The following is a 21197-nucleotide window of genomic DNA, read 5'->3' as shown; positions in this document are numbered from 1 at the left end:
GAATAATATGGCAAGATATAGAGGACCAGTAGAAAAATTAGAAAGACGCTTTGGAGTAAGCCTTGCATTAAAGGGCGAAAGAAGATTGGCAGGTAAGAGTGCGCTTGATAAGCGTCCTTATGCGCCAGGTCAGCACGGAGCAAGAAGAGGTAAAATAAGTGAATACGGACTTCAATTAAGAGAGAAACAAAAAGCAAAATTTATGTATGGTGTGAGTGAAAAGCAGTTTAGAAGATTATTTGCTGAAGCAGCGAGAAAAGATGGAAACACAGGGGTTTTACTTATCCAGCTTTTAGAACAAAGACTTGATAATGTCGTTTATAGAATGGGCTTTGCAACAACACGCCGTTTTGCAAGACAACTTGTAACGCATGGACATATTTTAGTTAATGGCAGAAGAGTGGATATCCCGAGCTTTAGAGTTGAGGCGGGAGCTAAAATAGAAGTGGCGGAAAAAAGTAAAAATAATCCTCAAATTTCAAGAGCGATTGACTTAACAGCTCAAACGGGTATTGTGGCTTGGGTCGATGTAGAAAAAGATAAAAGATATGGAATTTTTACAAGAAAGCCAGAAAGAGAAGAAGTGGTCATTCCTGTCGAGGAAAGATTTATTGTTGAGCTTTATTCTAAGTAAGAAGGAGCAGATATGAGACATATAACAACATCTGCTTATACACCGACTGAATTTACCATAGAAAGTTTAAGTGAAACAAGTGCTAAAATTAGTGCTTGGCCTTTTGAAATAGGCTATGGCATTACTTTAGCACACCCACTTCGCCGTTTGCTTTATACTAGCACTGTGGGCTATGCACCTACGGCTATTTATATTGAGGGTGTTGCGCACGAATTTGATAGTATGCGTGGTATGCTTGAAGATGTGGCGCTTTTTATCATTAATCTTAAAAAACTTCGCTTCAAACTTAAAAGCGATAGCAATAAAGAAATTGTCGAGTTTTACTTTAAGGGACCTAAAGAAATTCACGGCAGAGATTTGGATAATGATCAAGTTAGCGTTGTTAATGAAGATGCTTATTTAGCGACTATTAATGAAGATGCCGAGCTTAAATTCACACTCATCATCGAAAAGGGTATAGGCTATGTGCCAAGTGAGGAGATTAAAGAGCTTTTAAATGATAATAAATTCATAGCTCTTGATGCCTTTTTCACCCCTATAAGAGAAGCGACCTATGATATAGAAAAGGTTTTATTTGAGGATAATCCAGATTATGAAAAAGTGGTTTTAACTATCACAACAGACGGACAAATCACTCCAAACGAGGCTTTTCAAAATGCTTTAGAGGCGATGTATAAACAATTAAGCGTTTTTGATAAAATCACAAATGTTAGAAGTATGATTAAAACACAAGCAAGTCATAATGAGCTTGAAAATACTAAGCTTCTTCAAAACATTACCGATTTAAATTTAAGTGCTAGAAGTTATAATTGCCTTGAAAAAGCTGGAGTTGTTTATATTGGTGAGTTAGCCCTTATGAGCGTCAATGAATTAGCTGGACTTAAAAATTTAGGTAAGAAATCTTTAGATGAGATTAAAAGCGTTATGGAAAGCATAGGTTTTGCAGTCGGCACTTCTAAATTGAGTGATAATAAAGATTTGCTTAAGAAAAAAATTGAAGAACTCAAAGCACAAAACGAAGGATAAATAATGAGACATAAACACGGATATAGAAAACTTGGCAGAACTTCATCGCATCGTGGGGCTTTGTTAAAGAATTTAACTATAGCTCTTGTAAATAGCGGGAAAATTGAAACAACTTTACCTAAGGCTAAAGAATTAAGATCTTATGTTGAGAGATTAATCACTAGAGCTAGAGAGGGCGATTTTAACGCACATAGAGCTGTTTTTGCTTCTTTGCAAAATAAATACGCTACAAATAAGCTTGTTAATGAAATTGCCCCGCAATTTAAAGAAAGAAAAGGTGGCTATACTAGAATTATTAAAACAAGAATTCGTCGTGGTGATGCCGCTGAAATGGCTTTTATCGAATTTGTAGCCTAAAAATTTAGTGGAATTTTCCACTAAATTATCTCTCCATTTTATTTAATACCTTTTTAATCTTGCTAAAATTCAATTATTTTTGTTAAAATTTAATCATATTTTATTTTAAGGAAGAATTATGCAAGAGCGTCTTCGTATCGCGATACAAAAATCAGGCAGATTATCTAAGGAGTCTTTAGAGCTTCTTGCAAAATGTGGCGTTAAAATGCATATTCACGAGCAAAGTTTAATAGCCTGTTCGACAAATTTAGCCCTAGATGTTTTAAGGGTGCGTGATGATGATATTCCCGGACTTGTTTTTGATGGGGTTGTAGATTTAGGCATTATAGGTGAAAATGTTTTGGAAGAACACGCCCTTGAGCGTGAAGCACAAAAAGAAAGCGTTGAATTTAAGTTACTTAAAAAGCTTGATTTTGGTTATTGTCGCCTTTCTTTAGCCCTACCTCAAAATAAGGAATTTAAAGATATCAAGGACTTTGAAGGGCTTAGGATAGCTACTTCTTATCCGCAGCTTTTAAAACGCTTTATGCAAGAACAGGGCGTAAATTACAAAAATTGTATGCTAACAGGCTCTGTTGAAGTTGCTCCAAGGGCAAATTTGGCTGATGCGATTTGCGATTTGGTTTCAAGTGGAGCGACTTTGCAAGCTAACGACTTAAAAGAGGTTCAAATCATTTATGAGTCAAAAGCTTGCTTGATACAAAAATCCGCCTCCTTAAATAAAGATTGTCAAAGTTTAGTGGATAAAATTTTATTGCGTATAGAGGGTGTTATGCAGGCAAGAGAAAGTAAGTATATTATGCTTCACGCCCCAAAAGAAAAACTTAGTGTTATACAAAATTTACTTCCTGGTATGGAAAAACCGACCATAATCCCCCTTTCACACGATGAAAAAAATGTCGCCTTACATATGGTAAGTAAAGAAAATTTGTTTTGGGAGACTATGGAGGCTTTAAAAGATGAAGGGGCGAGTTCGATTTTGGTCTTGCCTATTGAAAAAATGCTGAGGTGAAAAATGCAAGTATTAAACTATAAAAATTTAAATGAAAAAGAAAAATTTGAAGCCCTTAAACGCCCTGTGATGAGCGTTAAAGAAGAGCTTGGTGGTGTGGTTAAAGGAATTATTGATGATGTGAAAAAAAGAGGCGATGAAGCCCTGTATGAGCAAGCCTTAAAATTTGATAAAGCTGAAATTTCAAGTATTCAAATTTCACAAAAAGAGCTCAATGAAGCGTGTAAAAGAGTCGATGAAAATTTAAAAAAGGCGATTCAAAAAGCTTATGAAAATATCACACAATTTCATCAAGCCCAGCTTAAAGAAGTGTTAAGGGTGGAAACTAGCAAGGGCGTTTGCTGTGAGCTTTTGACGCGTCCTATTGAAAAGGTGGGCTTGTATATCCCTGCGGGTTCGGCTCCGCTTTTTTCCACAGCCTTAATGCTTGCTATCCCTGCTAAAATAGCAAAATGCGAAAAAATAGTCCTAGCAAGTCCCGCTAAAATCAATGATGTTGTGCTATTTTGTGCGAAACTTTGTAAGGTCGATGAAATTTATCAAATGGGAGGAGCTGGAGCCATAGCCGCCCTTGCTTATGGGACACAAAGCGTTTTAAAAGTGGATAAAATTTTTGGTCCTGGAAATGCCTTTGTAACGGAAGCTAAAAGGCAAGTTAGTAGCGATATAATGGGTGCTAGTATAGATATGCAAGCAGGACCTAGCGAAGTTTTGGTGATTGCTGATGAAGATGCTAGGGCTGATTTCGTAGCGAGTGATTTGCTCTCACAAGCTGAACACGGAGCGGATTCTCAAGTCATTTTAGTGTGTTTAAGCGAGGACTTTGCTAAAAAAGTGCAAAAAGAGCTTGAAATTCAGCTTGAAAATTTGCCTAGAAAAGAAATTGCCTCTAAAAGCTTAAGTAATTCTAAAATTTTCATCGCTAAAGATTTAAATGAGGCTCTTGAAATTTCAAATGCTTACGCACCAGAGCATTTAATCATACAAACGCAAAAGCCAAGAGAACTTTTAAGCGGTGTCAAGCACGCAGGTTCTGTATTTTTAGGAGCGTATTCGCCTGAGTCTATGGGTGATTATGCAAGTGGGACAAATCACGTTTTGCCAACTTACGGACTTACAAAAACACATTCAAGTTTAAATTTAATGGACTTTATGAAAACGATGAGTGTGCAAGAATTAAGTGTTGATGGTTTTAAAAATTTGGCTAAAAGCGTGGAGCTTATGGCAGAAGCTGAATGCTTATACGCACATAAAAATGCCGTAAGTTTGCGTTTAGAGGCTTTAAGAAATGAGTGAGAAAATCTTATTTATCGATAGAGACGGCACCTTGATAAAAGAGCCAAAAGAGGATTTTCAAGTCGATAGTCTTGAAAAATTGATGTTTGAAAAAGGTGCAATTAATGCACTCTTAACGCTTAAAAAATTTGGCTTTAGCTTTGTGATGATTACAAATCAAGATGGGCTTGGCACGGCAAGTTTTCCTAAGGAAAATTTTGAAATTCCTCATCAAAAAATGCTTGATATTTTGCAAAGCTGTGGGATAGAATTTAAAGAAATTTTCATTTGTCCGCATTTTGAAAAGGAAAATTGCGCGTGTAGAAAGCCTAAAACCGCCCTTTTAGAAGACTACATTAAATATCATTTGTATGATAAGGAGCAAAGTTTTGTCATAGGCGATAGGCAAAGTGATATGGACTTAGCTTTAAATTTGGGACTTACTGGGCTTAGATATGGAGAGCTTTCTTGGGAGGAGATAACGGAGCAAATTTTAAATTCCTTTCGCCACGCTAGTGTGAAAAGAAAGACGAAAGAAACGGATATTAGCGTTAAAGTGGCGTTAAATGGTGGCGGAGTTAAAATTGATAGTGGGGTGGCGTTTTTAGACCATATGATAGAGCAAATTGCCGTGCATAGTGGCATAGGACTTGAGCTTTCTTGCAGGGGAGATTTAGAAGTCGATGAGCATCATAGCGTAGAAGACATAGCCTTAGCACTTGGCGAGGCTTTAAAAAGGGCTTTGGGGGACAAAATAGGCATAGCAAGATATGGCTTTGTTTTGCCTATGGATGAGAGTTTGGCATTTTGTGCGCTAGATTTTTGCAATCGCCCTCATCTCAAATTTAAGGCTAAATTTAAAAAGCAAAAATTAGGCGAGTTAAGCACAGAGATGATAGAGCATTTTTTCTACTCTTTAAGCTATGCTTTGGGGGTGAGTTTGCATTTAAGGGTTAAGGGCAAAAACGACCATCACAAATGCGAGGCACTTTTTAAAGCCTTTGCTAAAGCTCTTAAAATGGCGATTAAGATAGAAAGTGAAAATTTGGCGAGTTCTAAGGGGGTGTTATGAGATATGAAAAAATAAAGGGCTAAAATGACAAAAGTGGAAGCTATTGAAAGCGTTTTAAGAGAAAATGGTGGAAGTGCAAATTTAAGCGTTATTTATCATAAAATTCCAAAATTCTACCCTAAAGCCAAAGAAAGTAAAGAGTGGGAGGCTGGTATTCGTGGTGTGCTTTATAGGGAGTTAAGAGAGGGGCAGCGTTTTAAAAAAATAGGCTTAAGCATTTATGCTCTTAAGGATTATAGAGAAAATCCTTTGCCAAAGCCTAGCGATAAGGTCAAAATGCACTCTTTTATGCAGGGTATTTGCCTTGAGCTTGGTAATGCTAGAAGCTATCTTACTTACACTGCCGACCCATCAAAGCTTTACCGTGATAACGTTTATTTAAGAGACATTGCAAATTTAAAAAATTTGCCAAATTTTACTTACAAAGAAATCATTAACGAGACGCGTCGCATTGATGTTTTGTGGTTTAATAATGCTAGATGTGCTTTTCCGCAGTGTGCTTTTGAAATTGTAGATAGCGTTTCTACGCTTAATAATGCTTTTAACCGCTGTTTGCAACTCAAAGCCTTTGCGACTAAATTTTACATTGTTGCTCCACAAATTCATCGTAAAAAATTTGAGCAAAATTTAGAGCTTGAAATCTACCGTGATAAAAAAGATTTTTTTGAATTTGTTGCTTATGATGAAATGCTTACAACTTATGAGCATTTTGTTACTAGTGGGCTTAAGGATAAGCGGTGGCTTTTTGGAGTATAAAAAATGCAAAATTCACTTTTAATTATAAAACAATGAAATTTTTAAATCATAATAAGCAAGAAAAATCTATTTGGAATATAGGAATTTGCATAGGAAATGAGAGATTAAAAGATAAAAATGGCAAAAAGGCTCATTCCACACAAAAACCAGAAGCTTTGCTTGAAAAAGTCATACTCTCTAGCACAAAAAACGGCGCTTTAGTCTTAGACCCCTTTTTTGGCACAGGCACAACAGGAGCAGTTGCAAAAAGACTAGGTCGCCATTTTATAGGAATAGAACAAGATGAAAATTATGTCAAAATTGCTAAGGCGAGAATTGAGCAAGTTTGCGTAGAAGATAATGAACTTACCAGAAATGAACTTGAAATTAAGCCTCCAAAAGTAAGTTTAGAAAAGCTCTTAAACGCGGGGTTTTTAAAGGAAAATGAGCGTTTTTATGATAAAAATCAAAATTTCATTTGCTATTTAGCGCATAATAATAAAGTTAGCGATAATAAAGAAATTTTAAGCATACACAAAATGGCAGCTAAATATCTTAATAAAGCAAATCACAATGGCTGGAGTTATTTTTACATTTTGAAAGATGAAAAGTTAATTAGCATTGATGCGTTAAGATATGAGTATGAAAACAACAAAGGCACATTATGAAACTTTACATCATTGATACAGCTTGTGCGAATTTGGCGAGTTTGAAATTTAGTCTTGAAAGACTAGGCTTTAAAGCGGAGGTTTCAAGGGATTTAAAAGAGCTTGAAAAAGCGGATAAGCTCTTTTTACCCGGTGTTGGCACAGCAGCAGCAGCGATGAGAAATTTAGAAAAATTTGGGCTTTGTGATTTTATTAAAAGCACGCAAAAGCCTCTTCTTGGAATTTGTTTAGGGATGCAAATTTTAGGGGATTTTAGTGAAGAATTAGAGCAAAAAACGCTTGGCATTATGCCTTTTAAGACTTTGAAATTTGAAGAAAAAAAGGGCTTTTCTTTGCCTCATATGGGGTGGAATGAGATTAAGAGCGAGGATCCACTTTTTAAGGGCTTAAATGGGGCTTATTTTTACTTTGTGCATAGTTATTGTGTGGGGTTAAATGACTATACTATCGCTATTTGTGAGTATTCTAAGCCTTTTAGTGCGGCTTTGAAAAAGGGGAATTTTTACGGCGTGCAGTTTCACCCTGAAAGAAGTGGCGAGGCGGGGGAGCTTTTGCTTAAAAATTTTATACAGGAGAATAGATGAAAAGTGAGCTAATACCAGCGCTTGATTTGATTGACGGGGAGGTTGTAAGGCTTGTTAAGGGAGCGTATGAGAGTAAGCAAGTGTATGATTTTAAGCCTTTGGAAAAATTAAAAGTCTATGAAAAAGCGGGGGCAAAATGGCTTCATTTGGTGGATTTAAGTGGGGCTAAAGAGCCTAGCAAAAGGCAGTTTGAGCTAATTAAAACTCTTGCATCTAATGTGAGTGCAAATTTACAAGTAGGCGGAGGCATACGCACTAAAACTGAAGTGAAAAATTTGCTAGAAAGTGGAGTTAAACGCGTGGTTATCGGCTCTTTAGCGCTTACAAATCCGCAGTTTTGTGTGGAAATTTTGCGTGAGTTTGGAGCGGATAAACTCTGCCTAGCTCTTGATGTAAAACCTGTGGGAGAGGATTTTTACCTCGCTTTAAACGCTTGGCAGGATACGAGTGAGAAAAGGCTTTTTGAAGTGCTTGAATTCTATGCAAAAGAGGGTTTAAAGCACATTTTATGCACGGACATTTCAAAGGACGGAACGCTAAGTGGTGTCAATGTAAAGCTTTACGAGCAAATCGCCTTAAACTACCCTCAAATTCATATTCAAGCAAGTGGAGGCGTGGCAGGACTTGAGGATTTAAAAAAGCTTAAGGGAATTTGTAGCGGTGTCATCGTGGGTAAGGCTTTGCTGGAGGGGATTTTTAGCGTGGAGGAGGGGCTAAGATGTTTGACCAATTAATAATTTATAAAGAACTAGCTTTAGAAATCTTAAAGCAGGATAATAAGCCCTTAAGCGTTAATGAAATTTGGCAAAAAGCTTGTGAGAAAAATTTACACAAAAAGCTTTTTAGCATAGGGCAAAATCCTATTGCTACTTTAAGAAATATCATAAATACAGACATAAGAGAAAAGCGTGAAAATTCTTTGTTTATTAGGGTTTCTCAGCAACCTACGACATTTTGGCTAAGAGCAAGACAAAATGAGCTTATAAATTTAAACTTAAGCGAAGAAAAAGAAGTGAAACTTGAAAAAACTAAATTTAATGAAAGGGATTTGCACCCCTTGCTTGTGAAATTTCTTTATGAAAATCTTGATTTTCGCTTAAATTCCAAGACCATTTATCACGAGAAAAGCAAGAAAAGCGAGAGTGGCAAGGATAAGTGGAATTACCCTGATGTTGTGGGGGTGTATTTTCCTTATGATGATTATCAAAATGAAACTTTAGGGCTTTTAGAAAGTTTGAAACTCAATAGCTATAAAATCTTTTCTTTTGAGCTTAAAATCGCGATTAATTTTTCAAATTTGAAAGAGTATTATTTTCAAGCGGTGAGTAATTCTAGCTGGGCAAATGAGGGTTATTTAGTGGTTTTAAAAGAGCTTGATAGTGAGGTTTTAAGTGAGCTTAGACGGCTTAATCAAAGCTTTGGTATAGGTGTAATACAGCTTGATGGTAGCGAAATTTCAAATTCTAAAATCGTCTTAAGTGCGAAGGAAAAAGCTTTAGATATGCAAACTATCGATATGCTTGTGGATAAAAATGAGGATTTTAAAAAATTTATTAATGATATCAATCAGCAAATTAGAGCGGGTAAAGATGCGAAAATTCAAGCAGAATTTGACAAGGTTAAAAGCGATGAGGAAATGGCAAAATACCTTAAAGAAAAGCATATTTTGGAGGGATAGATGCTAACAAAACGCATTATTGCTTGTTTAGATGTTAAAGACGGCAGGGTTGTAAAGGGGGTGCAGTTTAAAAACCATAAAGATATGGGCGATATCGTAGAACTTGCGAAATTTTATTCTCAAAATGGCATTGATGAGCTTGTATTTTATGATATTAGTGCGAGTGCGAGAGGGGAAAGGGTGAGCCGTAAATGGGTGCGTGAGGTGGCAAAGTGCATTAATATCCCTTTTTGCGTGGCAGGAGGCATTAAGAGCGAGGCGGATGCGGCGGAACTTTTGGCTAATGGGGCGGATAAAATTTCTATCAATTCCCCCGCTTTAAACGATCCTACTCTTATCACGCGTTTAGCAAAGGACTTTGGCACACAGTGCGTTGTCGTGGGTGTGGATAGCTTTAAAGATGAGAGTGGGAATTTGAAGGTGTTTCAATACACAGGCGATGAGAATAAGAGTAAGCATAGCGGTAAAAACACGCTTGAGTGGGTGAAACAGGTGCAGGATTTAGGTGCTGGGGAGGTGGTGCTAAATATGATGAATCAAGACGGCGTTAAAAAGGGCTATGACTTAGAGCAGTTAAAAGCGGTGCGTGAAATTTGCTCCGTGCCTTTAATCGCAAGTGGCGGTGCGGGAGAGATGGGGCATTTTTTAGAAGCTTTTGAGCTTGGCGTTGACGGAGCTTTGGCGGCTTCTGTGTTTCATCAAAGGCTTATTGACATTAAAGAATTAAAGCTTTTTTTGAAAGAAAATGGCGTGAGTGTAAGACTATAATGGCGACAAGTGAGGAATTTAAAAACTTCGTGCTAGAATGCCTTGAAAATGCGAATTTAAATTTTGTTTTTAGTGCGAAGAAGATGTTTGGAGATTACTGTATTTATGTGCATTTGGGAGCGAAAAAAGAGCCTTTGTTTTTGTTGTGCGATGAAAGGCTTTTCATTAAGTGTTATGACACACTTAAAGGGATTTTAGATGAAAAGGATAAGCCTTTTGAAAAGGCTAAAGATTGGTATGTTGTCGATTTTGAAAATTTGACTTTATTAAAAGAAGTGGTTGAAAAAGTGCTAAAGGAAAAAGGGTGAAACAATTTGAAAATTTGATTAAAGAGCTAGATTGGCAAAAGGTGGACGGCTTAGTTCCTGTCATCATACAGGATGCTAAAAGCTGTGAAGTTTTAATGCTTGGCTTTATGAACGAGGAGGCATTAAGAAAGAGCCTTGAGTGTGGTAAGGTCGTATTTTATTCACGCACTAAAAAAAGACTGTGGCTTAAGGGTGAAGAGAGTGGAAATTTCTTAAATATCGTAGATTTAGGGCTTGATTGCGATAAAGATAGCCTTTTAATCTTAGTCAATCCCGTAGGCGTAACTTGTCATAATGGCACTATATCTTGTTTTGAGAGCGTTTCTAAGGGGGGCGATTATGTCTTTCTTTCAAGGCTTGAGCGTTTGATAAATGCTAGAAAAATGGCTGATGAAAGTAGTTCTTACACGGCAAGCTTATTTCAAAGTGGCACGAAAAGAATCGCACAAAAGGTCGGCGAGGAAGGCGTTGAAACAGCTTTGGCGGCGGTAGCTGGAGATAGAGAGGAGCTGATTTGCGAGGGGGCGGATTTACTTTATCATCTTAGCGTGTTATTAAGCGATAAAAACTTGAGCTTAAATGATCTTATCACTAAGCTCAAGGAAAGAAATAAGGCTTAAAGCCTTATTTTACAGGGTGAAGCTCATTTGCGTAAAAGCTAACTGAGCTCATACCCTCTTTCAAAGCCCACTCATAAGCCTTAGCGACAAAAGCCCAGTTAATATGAGCGTAAAATTTCTCCAAATATGCAGGTCTAGCATTTCTATGATCGACATAATAAGCATGCTCCCATACATCGACAACTAAAAGAGGAATTTTATCATCACAAATCGGCGTAGCAGCGTTTGAAGTGCCTACAAATTCAAGTTTTTGCGTTTTATTATCTAAAACAAGCCAAAACCAACCCGAGCCAAAAACCCCTGTCGCACCTTTAATAAATTCGTCTTTAAAGCTTTCTAATGAGCCAAAATTTTTTTCTAAAGCCGCTTTTAAATTTGGGCATTCACAGGTGCTTTGACTTGGAGTAATGCAGTCAAAATAAAAATCGTGATTATACACCTGAGCTGCGTTGTTAAACACTCCGCCACTCGAGCTTTTAATAATGCTTACTAAATCTTTTCCCGCAAATTCGGTATTTTGGATAAGATTGTTAAGATTATTAACATAAGTTTGGTGGTGTTTGCCGTGATGATAACTAAAGGTCTCAGCACTTAAAAAATCGCCAAAAGCATTAGTATCGTAAGGTAATTTTCTTAATTCAAACATCGTGTCTCCTTTAAAGTTTGATAGGAAATTTTAACAAAAAATCATTAAAAAAGAGTAAAATACTCTTTTAATTTAGAAAAATTTAAAATTTGAGTTACATTAACAGCATTTTATTTAAAGTTTTATTTGCTCTATTTACGGCAGAAATTTTTGCGATTTCTTTAAAATATGGAATTAAATTCATTTTCAGCTTTTTTAAGTTTTTGTAAGCTCACTTTTTGTCTTTAAAAATTTGCTTGTTTTATAAAATTCTTTTTTAATTTTTTTAACATCAAAAATCCAAAATTTAAGCAGCGCTATATAGCTTTGCATAATCCCCCCCCCCCCCCGTGTCCTTTGGAGCAAGCCTTGATCTAATTTATAACTTAAGTGATTTTTAATATTTTGTGCTTCTTCATAGTCTAAAAATTGTTGTGTAGTTTCTAAATTTTCTTTTTTGTGTGTGCTTTTGATGTAATATAAAACATAAGGCAAACACACATAACCAAAAAGGGACTTTGAGCATTCTATCATCGCTTGACCCAACTTATAGCTTAAATGTTGCTTTATTGCAAAACAAGCGCTTTCATTTTGAGCTAAGATAAATTTGGGTCGCATGAATTCTTTGAGAACTATTTGCTTTTTTTTAATTTTAAGTTCTAAATTTTTCGCTTTTAGAGATTTTAAATTTTCTTTAGAGCCCAATTGTTTAAAAGCTTCACATTCTTTTTTAAGCATTTCATATTTTTGCTTAACATCACTTCCAAAACCAACGATAAAATCCTCTCTTTGCATAAAATAATCCCTATTGAAAGTATAATCAATTAAAATTTTCACTCCCTCATCGCAGCCGTTAATATAACCTGCGTTAAAATTTGCAAAAAAACATAGACTTTCTAAAAAATAACGCAGATCTGCCACAGGAAGCCTTTTAAACTGCCCATGACACACGAGATAAAACTTATAATTAAGTCCAAAATGCTTAAATTCAGGGTGATTTTGATAAATATCTAAATAAGTATTGATTCGTAAATCGCTAACATAAATCAAATCAGGTCGTGTATAAAAAATCAAATCATATTTAAAGCCCTGCTCTTTTTCATAAGCTTGACGGAGTTTATTGCCCTCTTCAATACTTTTCAACATCCCATGTTCGTTCTCTTCTAAATGACCTATATTAAGGGCTTTTGGGCGAAATATCCTTTGCAAATTTTCTTCATCACTTTTTAGAACAAAGCGATTTTTAAGGTTAGGATTGTGATGATGCCAAGTTTTTGCGTTATGTTCGAATTTATCGTAAGTATAGATGAAAAAATCGACCTCCCAACCATCAGCTTCGTTTATCTTTACAATATGTTTAAATAAACTTTTATAAGTTTTCTCATAAGTTCTTAGATGTCAGTAAAACTGCACCGCAAGTCTTTTTTCATCACAACTTCCTTAAAATCTCACTTGCTTAGAAGAATTAATAAGAGAAAAAAATTCGCGTCTTGTTTTTTCATTTTTAAGAAAAAGTCCCCTAAGTGCCGAAGTGGAGGTCGTGGAATTTGCCTTTTGAACGCCTCTCATCTCTACACACATATGTCTTGCTTCAAGCACGACTCCAACACCTTTAGCACCGACATTTTGCATTAAAGCTTCTGCGATTTGCTCGGTAAGCTGCTCTTGAATTTGTAATCTTCTAGCAAAAACCTCCACAAGTCGTGGAATTTTAGAAAGTCCAACGACTTTTTTATCTGGGATATAGGCAATGTGAGCTCGCCCAAAAAAAGGCAAAAGATGATGCTCGCAAAGGCTGTAAAATTCAATATCTCTGACCAAAACCATTTCATTGTTTGAGCTATCAAAAAGAGCGTTATTTAAAATTTCTTTCACATCTTTTTTATAGCCATTTGTTAAAAATTCATAAGATTTAAAAACGCGTGTAGGAGTTTTTAAAAGTCCTTCTCTTTGAGGATTTTCGCCGATAAGCTCAAGCATATTTTTCACACAATTTTCAAATTTCTCTTGCAAAATTCTCTCCACAATTTATAATTTCTTAATTTTATCATATTACTCTTTAATTTTTATGCAAGTAATAAGGAAAAATTTGCTATACTTTCAGCCTGAATTTTATTTGAAGGAAAAAAATGGAAGTAAAAGCCAAGCAATTAGACTCTGCCAATGCCGCTGCAAGCGTGAAAATTCCAAGTGGATCGATTAATACTGAGGTAGAAAATTTAGCTAAAAAAGCTTCTAAAACAATAAAAATGGACGGCTTTCGTCCGGGTAAGGTGCCTGTAAGTGCCGTTTTGAAAAGATATGAGAAAGAATTAAGAAACGATGCCGAACAAAATCTTTTCAAAAATGCCGTAGATAGTGCTTTAAAGGAGCTTAAAAAAGATTTAAAAGAACTTGTGGGTGAGCCTTATTTTGAAAAATTTGAGCGTGAAAATGATGCGATTATCGCCGAACTTATTCTTTCTTTTAAGCCTGAATTAAAGCTTGAGGGTTATGAAAAATGCATCCCTGAATTTAGCACTCCAAAGGTCAGTAAAAAAGAAATCGATGAGAAAAAAAATGAGCTTTTAAAACGCTATGCCACAACTGAAGCAATTAAAACAAAAAGGGCTTTAAAAGAGGGTGATTATGCGAAATTTGACTTTGAAGGCTTTATAGATGGTAAGGCTTTTGATGGAGGTAAGGCTGAAAACTATGTGCTTGAAATAGGCTCTAAGCAATTTATCCCGGGCTTTGAAGAGGCGATGGTGGGTATGAAAAGTGGCGAAGAAAAGGACATTTCGGTAACTTTCCCTAAAGAATATGGAGCGGCAAATTTAGCAGGTAAAGATGCAATTTTTAAAATCAAACTACACGAAATTCAGGAGCTTAAATTTCCAGAATTAAACGAAGAACTTCTTAAAAAACTTCTTCCAAATGAAGAAAAAGCAAGTGAAGAGCTTTTAGATGAAAAACTTAAAGAGCAGATTAAAAATGAAAAATTATTCAAGCTTATTAACGAAGAATTAAAGGCGAAATTTGCGGATTCTTTGATTGAAACCTTTGAATTTGATTTGCCTAAGGGTATTTTGGAGCAAGAGATTGATATGCAGTTTAGACAAGCTTTTGGTGCCTTTAGCGAAGAAGAGAAAAAAGAAATTCAAAATGATAAAGACAAATATGAAGCTAAGAGAAATAGCTTTAAAGATGAAGCGAAAAAAAGCGTGAAACTTACCTTTATCATTGATGAGTTAGCCAAGCTTAGAAAGATTGAAGTGAGCGATCAAGAGCTTGTTCAAGCGGTATATTTTGAGGCATATCGCTATGGTTTTAATCCTAAAGAGCATTTGGAAAATTATAAAAAACAAGGTGCTTTACCAGCGGTTAAAATGGCTTTGATTGAAGAAAAGCTTTTTAATGACATTTTTATGCCTAAGGAAAAGGCTAAAAAAGAAAAGAAAGAAGATAAATAATGTATATCCCTTATGTAATAGAAAAAACGAGTCGCGGAGAGAGAAGCTATGACATCTACTCACGCCTTTTAAAAGATCGCATTGTGATGTTAAGTGGCGAGATTAATGACGATGTGGCATCTTCTATCGTGGCACAACTCTTATTTTTAGAAGCGGAGGATCCACAAAAAGATATTTATCTTTACATTAACTCCCCAGGTGGCGTAATAACGAGTGGTTTTAGCATTTATGATACGATGAATTATATTAAGCCTGATGTTTGCACCATTTGTATAGGGCAAGCTGCTTCTATGGGGGCATTTTTGTTAAGCTGTGGAGCAAAGCAAAAGCGTTTTGCTCTACCAAATTCACGCATTATGATTCATCAGCCCTTAGGTGGAGCAAGAGGACAAGCCACAGATATAGAAATTCAAGCAAAAGAAATTTTAAGACTTAAAACCATACTTAATGAAATTTTAGCCCAAAACACCAATCAAAAAATCGCCAAAATCACCAAAGATACCGAAAGAGACTTTTTTATGAGTGCGGTTGAGGCTAAAGAATATGGGCTTATCGATAAGGTTTTAGAAAAAAGCTTTAAGTAGGACAGCGTGGTAAGAAAAATCATCACTTATCCTAACAAAAGGCTTTTTTTAAAATCTTTACCTGTGGAAAAATTCGACCAAGAGCTTCACACTTTACTTGATGATATGTATGAAACTATGCTTTCAAGTGGTGGTGTGGGACTTGCGGCTATACAAGTTGATGTGCCTTTGAGGATTTTTATCGTTAATATTATCGATGAAAATGAAGAGCAAAAAAAAGAAGATTTGTTAGAAATTATCAATCCGGTCATAACTCCTCTTAATGACGAGCTTATCGTTTGCACGGAGGGTTGTTTGAGTGTGCCTGATTTCTTCGAAGAAGTGCAAAGGCATCGTAAAATCACACTTAAATACCAAGACCGCTTTGGTAAAGAAAAAGAGCTTGAGGCGGAAGACTTTTTAGCTGTGGCGATCCAGCACGAAAATGACCATTTAGACGGGCATTTATTTATAGAAAAACTTCCTTTTTCTAAACGCGAAAAATTTAGTAAAGAATTTAAAAAGCAACGCAAATCAAAAAAAGCAAATGAAAAAATTTAAATGCTTAAGCTTTAGCGATGAATTGGACTTAATCGATGTAGAAAGCGTTTTTACAAGAGGACTGCCAAATCTTAGCATAGTAGGTTTGCCAAATTCTGCCATTAAAGAAAGTGTAGAGAGGATTAAAGCGACTCTTTTAACTTGCGATTTTACCTTTCCCGCTAAGAAAATCACCATTAATCTAAGCCCTTCTGGTATCCCCAAAAAGGGCTCACACTTTGACCTTGCTATCGCACTTTTGATTTTACTGCAAAATGAGGAGAACTTGGACGATTTTTTTGTCGTGGGAGAACTTGGACTTGATGGAAGTGTCAAAAGCACAAATGAGCTTTTTTCCTTGCTTTTATTTTTAAGCACTAAGCTTAAAAGAGCCAAACTTGTCGTGCCTAAAAGCCTTGCTCTCAAAGCCTCAATGATACCAAATTTAGAAATTTATGGTGTCGAAAATTTATTTGAAGCTTTAGAATTTTTTAAAGAGAAAAATTATGAAAAATTCCGCCACACTCAAAGCCACCCCCTTTTTGCCAAGCCCTTATTAATAGAAAATGAGCCTTATATCATCAATGACGAATTTAAGCTTGACTTCATCGATGTGAAGGGGCAAGAGCTTGCCAAAAAAGCTTGTATCATCGCCGCTCTTGGTATGCATAATATACTTTTTGAAGGAAGTGCTGGAAGTGGTAAGAGTATGTGTGCTAAAAGGCTTGTTTATATTATGCCGCCGCAAAGTTTAAGCGAAATTTTAATGCAAAATGCCTATATGTCGCTAGATTCTAAGGATTGCGAATTTGCTAAAAGGCGTGTTTTTAGACATCCACATCACACTAGCACGAGGGCTAGCATTTTTGGAGGTGGAACGCTTAATGCCAAAATAGGTGAGGTCGCTTTAGCAAATGGCGGAGTGCTGTTTTTTGATGAATTTCCGCATTTTTCTAAACAGGTGATAGAGAGTTTAAGAGAGCCTTTAGAAGATTATGAAATTCATATTTCAAGGGTCAATTCTAAAATTACTTACCAAACCAAATTTGCCTTCATCGCCGCACAAAATCCTTGCCCGTGTGGAAATTTATTTTCTAAAAATCTCGCTTGTGTTTGCACAGAAAATGAGGTGAAAAAATACAAAGCGCGTATTTCATCGCCTATTTTAGATAGAATAGATCTTTATGTAGCTATGGATGAAATAAGCAAAGATGATAAGCCAAGCCTAAGTTCAAAGCAAATGAGTGAGCTTGTTTTGGAGGCTTTTAGCTTTTCTAAAAAAAGAGGGCAGAGGGAATTTAATGGCAAGTTAAAAGATGAGGATTTGAAGCATTTTTGCATTTTAAGCAAGGAGGCAAAAGATGTGCTAGATATGGCTATATCGCGTTTTAAACTCTCAAGGCGTTCCATTAATAAAAGCTTAAAGGTCGCTAGAAGCTGTGCGGATTTAAAACAAAGTGAAATCATAGAAAAAAGCCATCTTTTGGAGGCTTTGAGTTTTAGGATTAAAGATGTATGAGGGTATAATTTTAGCATTTATTTTGATTTTATTATGTGCTTTTGTCGTGCTTTATAGGATCAAACAAAAGGATATTTTAGCCCTAAAAGAAGATAATGAAAATAAAAAAGACGCTTTATATAAAGCTCTTTCAAGGTGCGAAATTTTAGAAAATTCACTTAAAGAAAAAGAAATGCAATATAAAGAATTTATGTCATTACAATTAAGAGAAAGAGAAAATTTAAAGCAAGATTATGAAAAAACTCTTAATCTCTTAGAGCAAAAATTAGAAAATAATCTCCAAAAGCAAAATTTAAATTATCTTAATCAAAACAAAATTATGCTAAATGAGGACATTAAAAAGCTTTTGGAGGAGATTTTTGTGCCTGTAAAAAAAAGTGTAAGAGAATATAGTGAAAGATTAAGCCAAAATGAAATTAGCCTTCAAAGTAATATTAAAAATATGTTTGAATTTTCTCAAACTATCAAAACAAATGCCGATAAACTCGCCACTATACTCAAAGGAGATAAAAAAATTCGCGGGAATTTTGCCGAACTTCAACTTCAAAATATCCTAGAAAATAGCGGTTTAATCAAAGAGGAGCAATATAAACTCCAAGTACCGTTTAAGGAGGATTTAAAAAGCTATATTGCGGACGCTGTTGTGTTTTTAGACTCGCAAAAAAATATCATCATCGATGCGAAATTTCCCCTGCCAAATGATTTTGATTTTAGCGATTTAAATGAACGCGTTTGCAAAGAACTTGCCTTTAATCTTAAAGAAAGAATTGATGAGCTTAGCAAAAAGCCTTATACGAAATTTAGCCCTTACACTTATGATTTTATCTTGCTTTTTATCCCCTATCAAAATCTTTTAGACCTTGCCCTTAGCGTTGATGCCTCGCTCTATCAATACGCTTATAAGAAAAAAATTTATCTCACCACTCCACACACGCTTTTTATGGCGTTAAATACCATTAATATTTCTTGGAGACACATTAAAAGCAATGAAAATATTTTAAAAGCCTTTGAGGAGCTTGGTAAATTTCACGATAAATTTGCAGGGGTTTTAGAGGATTTTGATAAGCTTAAAAATGCAAGCAAAAGCCTTAATACTCAAATAGAAAATCTGCAAAATAAGCTTTTTTCAGGGACAGGAAATTTAAACTCAAGGGTAAGTAAGCTTAAAGATTTGGGCGCAAAAACACAAAAAAGCTTAGAAAAGTGGAGTGAGTGATGAAGGCTGTCGTTAAGGAAAGTAAAAGCCTTGATTTAAGAGCAGTAAGTTTAGGGCTTGATGAACTTATTTTAATGGAAAATGCTGGCATAGCCTTAGCAAAATTAATCAAAAAAGAGTGTAAAAAGATTCAAAATAAAAGGGTGCTTTTTTTGCTAGGTGGGGGAAATAATGCTGCTGATGGGCTTGTAGCCTTGCGTCATCTTAAAAAAGCCAAAGCCTATAAGCTAGGTTTTAAAGAAAATGCTATGTTTTTAAAACAAGAGCAAATTTTAAAAAATTATGGCTTTTCTTTTCTTAATAAAGAGCCTAAAATAAAGCGTTATGGTGTGATAGTGGATTGCATTTTTGGGAGTGGTTTTAAGGGGAATTTGGACGCAAAAACGGCAAATTTTTTAAAAAAGATTAATCAGCATAAAGCCCTTAAAATCGCCTGTGATATACCCACTGCTTTGGGAAGTGAGGTTTGCTTTAAAGCGGACATTACGCTAAGTATGGGGGCGTTTAAGGAACTTTTACTAGAGGATTTTGCGAAGGAATTTGTGGGGCGATTGAGACTTGCAAAGCTTGGGATTTCTCATAAGCTTTTTAGCACAGAAATAAAAACATATTTACTTGAAAAAAAGGATTTAAAACTCATTAAAAGAAAGACTGGAACAAATAAGGGAGCTTACGGACATATCGCCATAGTGGGAAACGCAGGAGCAGCGAATTTAGCAGGACTTGGGGCTTTAAATTTTGGAGCGGGATTAGTTTCTCTTGTAAAAGAAAAGCCAAATTCGGCACTTTTAATGCAAAAAGAAAATTTGGATTTTAATTTTAGTGCTGTCGCCCTTGGAATGGGACTTTTAAATTTAGAACTTTTAAAAGATGAGAATTTGAGCAAAAAACCCTTAGTTTTAGACGCTAATGCCTTTTTAGATGAGGCTATTTTATCCTTTTTACAAAGAGAAGATGTGATTTTAACTCCACATCCTAAAGAATTTACAAGACTTTTTAAAATGTGTTTTAAGCAGAATTTAAGTGTGCAAGATTTACAAAAAAATCGCTTTTTTTATGCGGAACAATTTAGTCAAAAATACCCTTGCGTTTTGGTTTTAAAAGGTGCAAATACAATCATTTCACAAAAAGATAAACAATTTATCGTCAATCTTGGCAAAGCAAATTTAGCAAAAGGTGGAAGTGGCGATGTTTTAGCGGGAATGATAGCCGCACTTTTAGGAGCTGGTTTTAGTCCCTTAAAAGCTGCTAAAAACGCCGTTTTAGCACACGCTCTTGTTTCAAAAACATATCAATTTAACGCAAATAGCTTTGATGCTTTAAAACTTATAAAAGGACTAAAATGCTTATAAAACTTGCCATACTTTTTAGCGGAAATGGAAGTAATTTAGAAAATTTACTCACAAAACTTCATCAAAAAACCTTTGGTAAAACGCATTTTGAAGTGGTGCTTTGTTTGTGTAACAAAAGGGACGCTTATGGTATAGAAAGAGCTAGGAAATTTGGGCTTGAGAGCGTGATTATCGAACATAAAAATTTTAAAAGTCGCGAGGAATTTGATGAAGTGGTAGTTGAAAAGATTAAGGAAAGTGGGGTGGATTTAACGATTTTGGCAGGTTTTATGCGAATTTTAAGTCCTGTTTTTACACAAAATGTGAAAGCGATTAATCTTCACCCCTCACTTTTGCCTCTTTTCAAGGGTGCAAATGCTATAAAAGAAAGCTTTGAAAGCGATATGAAAGTCGCTGGTGTGAGTGTGCATTGGGTCAGTGAGGAGCTTGACGGAGGAAAAATCATCGCACAAAAAGCTTTTGAAAAGAAAAATTTGAGCTTTGAGGAATTTGAGGCACAAATTCACGCTTTAGAATATGAGCTTTTGCCTCAAAGCGTGATTGAGCTTTTTGATAAATCTTAAAAATATTTTCATTAAAGAGCAGAAAATAAAAAGAAAATCAAAAAACTCATACCTAGTTTTCACTAGGTATAAATTAAAGCTTCTAAAACTTCTTCTTCTTCACATCTTCAAGGATATTATTTGCTATATCACTAACATTATTAGAGATAATTGCACTTTCATTAGCTATTTCTACATTATCCTTAGTGGTTTGGTCGATTTGAGCTACACTTTCATTAATCTGTGTGATACCAGCAGTTTGTTCTTTAATACTTTCTGCCATATCATTGATAGATTGAACGAGAAGGTTAGTGTTTGCTTCTATCTCACTTAAAGACTTTTGGGTTCTTTCAGCTAGTTTTCTAACTTCATCAGCCACGACGGCAAAGCCTCTTCCGTGTTCTCCTGCTCTTGCAGCTTCAATAGCAGCATTTAAAGCTAGAAGATTGATTTGGTCAGCTATATCACCTATAATGCTTGTTACATTTTTAATCTCCTCACTTTGAGTGATAACATCACTTGTCTTTTGAGAGACATTTTGCATAGAGGAAGTAATCTCTTCTAAAGCAGCAGCTGTTTCTTCTAGTGAAGCTGCTTGAGAATTTGAACTTGTTGTTAAGTTTTGCACAGCGTTTTGAAGTTTGGAGCTTT

At 35.5% G+C, this 21197-nt stretch carries 25 protein-coding genes; 21 read left to right on the top strand and 4 right to left on the bottom strand.

Annotated elements, in window-relative coordinates; translation table 11 throughout:
• The first annotated feature begins 7 nt into the window (after nt 1-7).
• The 14 genes from rpsD (at nt 8) to hisIE (ending at nt 10737) form a co-directional block, all read left to right on the top strand.
• On the top strand, nt 8-634 hold the full coding sequence (gene rpsD, locus NYG92_RS08105; protein WP_027304718.1) for a 30S ribosomal protein S4: 627 nt from the start codon (nt 8-10) through the stop codon (nt 632-634).
• 12 nt (nt 635-646) lie between these two features.
• Nucleotides 647-1660 carry a DNA-directed RNA polymerase subunit alpha gene (locus NYG92_RS08100; protein ID WP_289234080.1) on the top strand — a complete coding sequence of 338 codons (1014 nt, stop codon included), beginning with the start codon at nt 647-649 and terminating at the stop codon, nt 1658-1660.
• 3 nt (nt 1661-1663) lie between these two features.
• Nucleotides 1664-2017: a 50S ribosomal protein L17 gene (gene rplQ / locus NYG92_RS08095; protein WP_004275299.1), complete on the top strand. Its 354-nt coding sequence runs from the start codon at nt 1664-1666 to the stop codon at nt 2015-2017.
• Nucleotides 2018-2135: 118 nt separating this feature from the next.
• The gene (hisG, locus tag NYG92_RS08090; RefSeq protein ID WP_027304716.1) at nt 2136-3029 is read left to right on the top strand and encodes an ATP phosphoribosyltransferase; all 894 of its coding nucleotides are present in this window, start codon (nt 2136-2138) and stop codon (nt 3027-3029) included.
• 3 nt (nt 3030-3032) lie between these two features.
• Entirely contained in the window at nt 3033-4325 is a 1293-nt protein-coding gene (hisD, locus tag NYG92_RS08085) for a histidinol dehydrogenase (protein WP_289234079.1), read from the top strand.
• Nucleotides 4318-5376: a bifunctional histidinol-phosphatase/imidazoleglycerol-phosphate dehydratase HisB gene (gene hisB / locus NYG92_RS08080; protein WP_289234078.1), complete on the top strand. Its 1059-nt coding sequence runs from the start codon at nt 4318-4320 to the stop codon at nt 5374-5376. The genes hisD and hisB overlap by 8 nt, the downstream gene beginning before the upstream one ends.
• Nucleotides 5377-5400: 24 nt before the next feature.
• Nucleotides 5401-6132 carry a hypothetical protein gene (locus NYG92_RS08075; protein WP_289234077.1) on the top strand — a complete coding sequence of 244 codons (732 nt, stop codon included), beginning with the start codon at nt 5401-5403 and terminating at the stop codon, nt 6130-6132.
• Entirely contained in the window at nt 6114-6779 is a 666-nt protein-coding gene (locus NYG92_RS08070; protein WP_289234076.1) for a DNA-methyltransferase, read from the top strand. Before NYG92_RS08075 ends, NYG92_RS08070 begins: the two co-directional genes overlap by 19 nt.
• On the top strand, nt 6776-7363 hold the full coding sequence (gene hisH, locus NYG92_RS08065) for an imidazole glycerol phosphate synthase subunit HisH (protein WP_289234075.1): 588 nt from the start codon (nt 6776-6778) through the stop codon (nt 7361-7363). Before NYG92_RS08070 ends, hisH begins: the two co-directional genes overlap by 4 nt.
• Nucleotides 7360-8097, top strand: a complete 738-nt coding sequence (hisA, locus tag NYG92_RS08060) for a 1-(5-phosphoribosyl)-5-[(5-phosphoribosylamino)methylideneamino]imidazole-4-carboxamide isomerase (protein ID WP_289234074.1) — start codon at nt 7360-7362, stop codon at nt 8095-8097. The genes hisH and hisA overlap by 4 nt, the downstream gene beginning before the upstream one ends.
• Nucleotides 8082-9041, top strand: a complete 960-nt coding sequence (locus NYG92_RS08055) for an HTH domain-containing protein (protein WP_289234073.1) — start codon at nt 8082-8084, stop codon at nt 9039-9041. Before hisA ends, NYG92_RS08055 begins: the two co-directional genes overlap by 16 nt.
• Nucleotides 9042-9809: an imidazole glycerol phosphate synthase subunit HisF gene (hisF, locus tag NYG92_RS08050; RefSeq protein WP_289234072.1), complete on the top strand. Its 768-nt coding sequence runs from the start codon at nt 9042-9044 to the stop codon at nt 9807-9809.
• A complete protein-coding gene (locus NYG92_RS08045) occupies nt 9809-10117 on the top strand; it encodes a competence protein TfoX (protein ID WP_139454560.1) in 309 nt (102 codons plus the stop codon). Before hisF ends, NYG92_RS08045 begins: the two co-directional genes overlap by 1 nt.
• On the top strand, nt 10114-10737 hold the full coding sequence (hisIE, locus tag NYG92_RS08040) for a bifunctional phosphoribosyl-AMP cyclohydrolase/phosphoribosyl-ATP diphosphatase HisIE (protein WP_289234071.1): 624 nt from the start codon (nt 10114-10116) through the stop codon (nt 10735-10737). The genes NYG92_RS08045 and hisIE overlap by 4 nt, the downstream gene beginning before the upstream one ends.
• Before the next feature lie 4 nt (nt 10738-10741).
• Here the strand turns inward: hisIE and sodB are convergent, their stop codons facing one another.
• The 3 genes from sodB to folE form a co-directional block, all read right to left on the bottom strand.
• Complete coding sequence (gene sodB, locus NYG92_RS08035; protein WP_220519265.1) at nt 10742-11383, bottom strand: superoxide dismutase; 642 nt, start codon at nt 11381-11383, stop codon at nt 10742-10744.
• A 195-nt stretch (nt 11384-11578) separates the two neighbouring features.
• Nucleotides 11579-12508, bottom strand: a complete 930-nt coding sequence (locus NYG92_RS08030; RefSeq protein ID WP_289234070.1) for a DUF8374 domain-containing protein — start codon at nt 12506-12508, stop codon at nt 11579-11581.
• Between the two features lie 294 nt (nt 12509-12802).
• Entirely contained in the window at nt 12803-13375 is a 573-nt protein-coding gene (gene folE / locus NYG92_RS08025) for a GTP cyclohydrolase I FolE (protein WP_027304704.1), read from the bottom strand.
• Between the two features lie 116 nt (nt 13376-13491).
• Between folE and tig the strand changes: the two genes are divergently transcribed.
• Genes tig through purN form a run of 7 tightly spaced genes read left to right on the top strand, consistent with a single transcriptional unit; the run spans nt 13492 to nt 20567 of the window.
• The gene (tig, locus tag NYG92_RS08020; RefSeq protein ID WP_289234069.1) at nt 13492-14814 is read left to right on the top strand and encodes a trigger factor; all 1323 of its coding nucleotides are present in this window, start codon (nt 13492-13494) and stop codon (nt 14812-14814) included.
• The gene (gene clpP, locus NYG92_RS08015) at nt 14814-15398 is read left to right on the top strand and encodes an ATP-dependent Clp endopeptidase proteolytic subunit ClpP (RefSeq protein WP_004277807.1); all 585 of its coding nucleotides are present in this window, start codon (nt 14814-14816) and stop codon (nt 15396-15398) included. The genes tig and clpP overlap by 1 nt, the downstream gene beginning before the upstream one ends.
• A gap of 6 nt (nt 15399-15404) precedes the next feature.
• Nucleotides 15405-15938, top strand: a complete 534-nt coding sequence (gene def, locus NYG92_RS08010; RefSeq protein ID WP_027304702.1) for a peptide deformylase — start codon at nt 15405-15407, stop codon at nt 15936-15938.
• Entirely contained in the window at nt 15925-17436 is a 1512-nt protein-coding gene (locus tag NYG92_RS08005) for a YifB family Mg chelatase-like AAA ATPase (protein WP_004277805.1), read from the top strand. The genes def and NYG92_RS08005 overlap by 14 nt, the downstream gene beginning before the upstream one ends.
• The gene (locus NYG92_RS08000; RefSeq protein WP_289234068.1) at nt 17429-18652 is read left to right on the top strand and encodes a DNA recombination protein RmuC; all 1224 of its coding nucleotides are present in this window, start codon (nt 17429-17431) and stop codon (nt 18650-18652) included. The genes NYG92_RS08005 and NYG92_RS08000 overlap by 8 nt, the downstream gene beginning before the upstream one ends.
• On the top strand, nt 18652-20004 hold the full coding sequence (locus tag NYG92_RS07995; RefSeq protein ID WP_289234088.1) for an NAD(P)H-hydrate dehydratase: 1353 nt from the start codon (nt 18652-18654) through the stop codon (nt 20002-20004). Before NYG92_RS08000 ends, NYG92_RS07995 begins: the two co-directional genes overlap by 1 nt.
• The gene (gene purN / locus NYG92_RS07990) at nt 19995-20567 is read left to right on the top strand and encodes a phosphoribosylglycinamide formyltransferase (RefSeq protein WP_270976836.1); all 573 of its coding nucleotides are present in this window, start codon (nt 19995-19997) and stop codon (nt 20565-20567) included. The genes NYG92_RS07995 and purN overlap by 10 nt, the downstream gene beginning before the upstream one ends.
• A gap of 82 nt (nt 20568-20649) precedes the next feature.
• On the opposite strand, the gene NYG92_RS07985 is transcribed toward purN, so the two are convergent.
• The coding region (locus NYG92_RS07985) for a methyl-accepting chemotaxis protein (RefSeq protein ID WP_289234067.1) at nt 20650-21197 on the bottom strand (548 nt) is incomplete at its 5' end.

It is taken from the genome of Campylobacter felis (assembly GCF_030250085.1).
Classification (GTDB): Bacteria; Campylobacterota; Campylobacteria; order Campylobacterales; family Campylobacteraceae; genus Campylobacter_D; species Campylobacter_D upsaliensis.
Note: the sequence above shows the minus strand (reverse complement) of the source record. Positions and strands in the feature narration are given on the sequence as shown.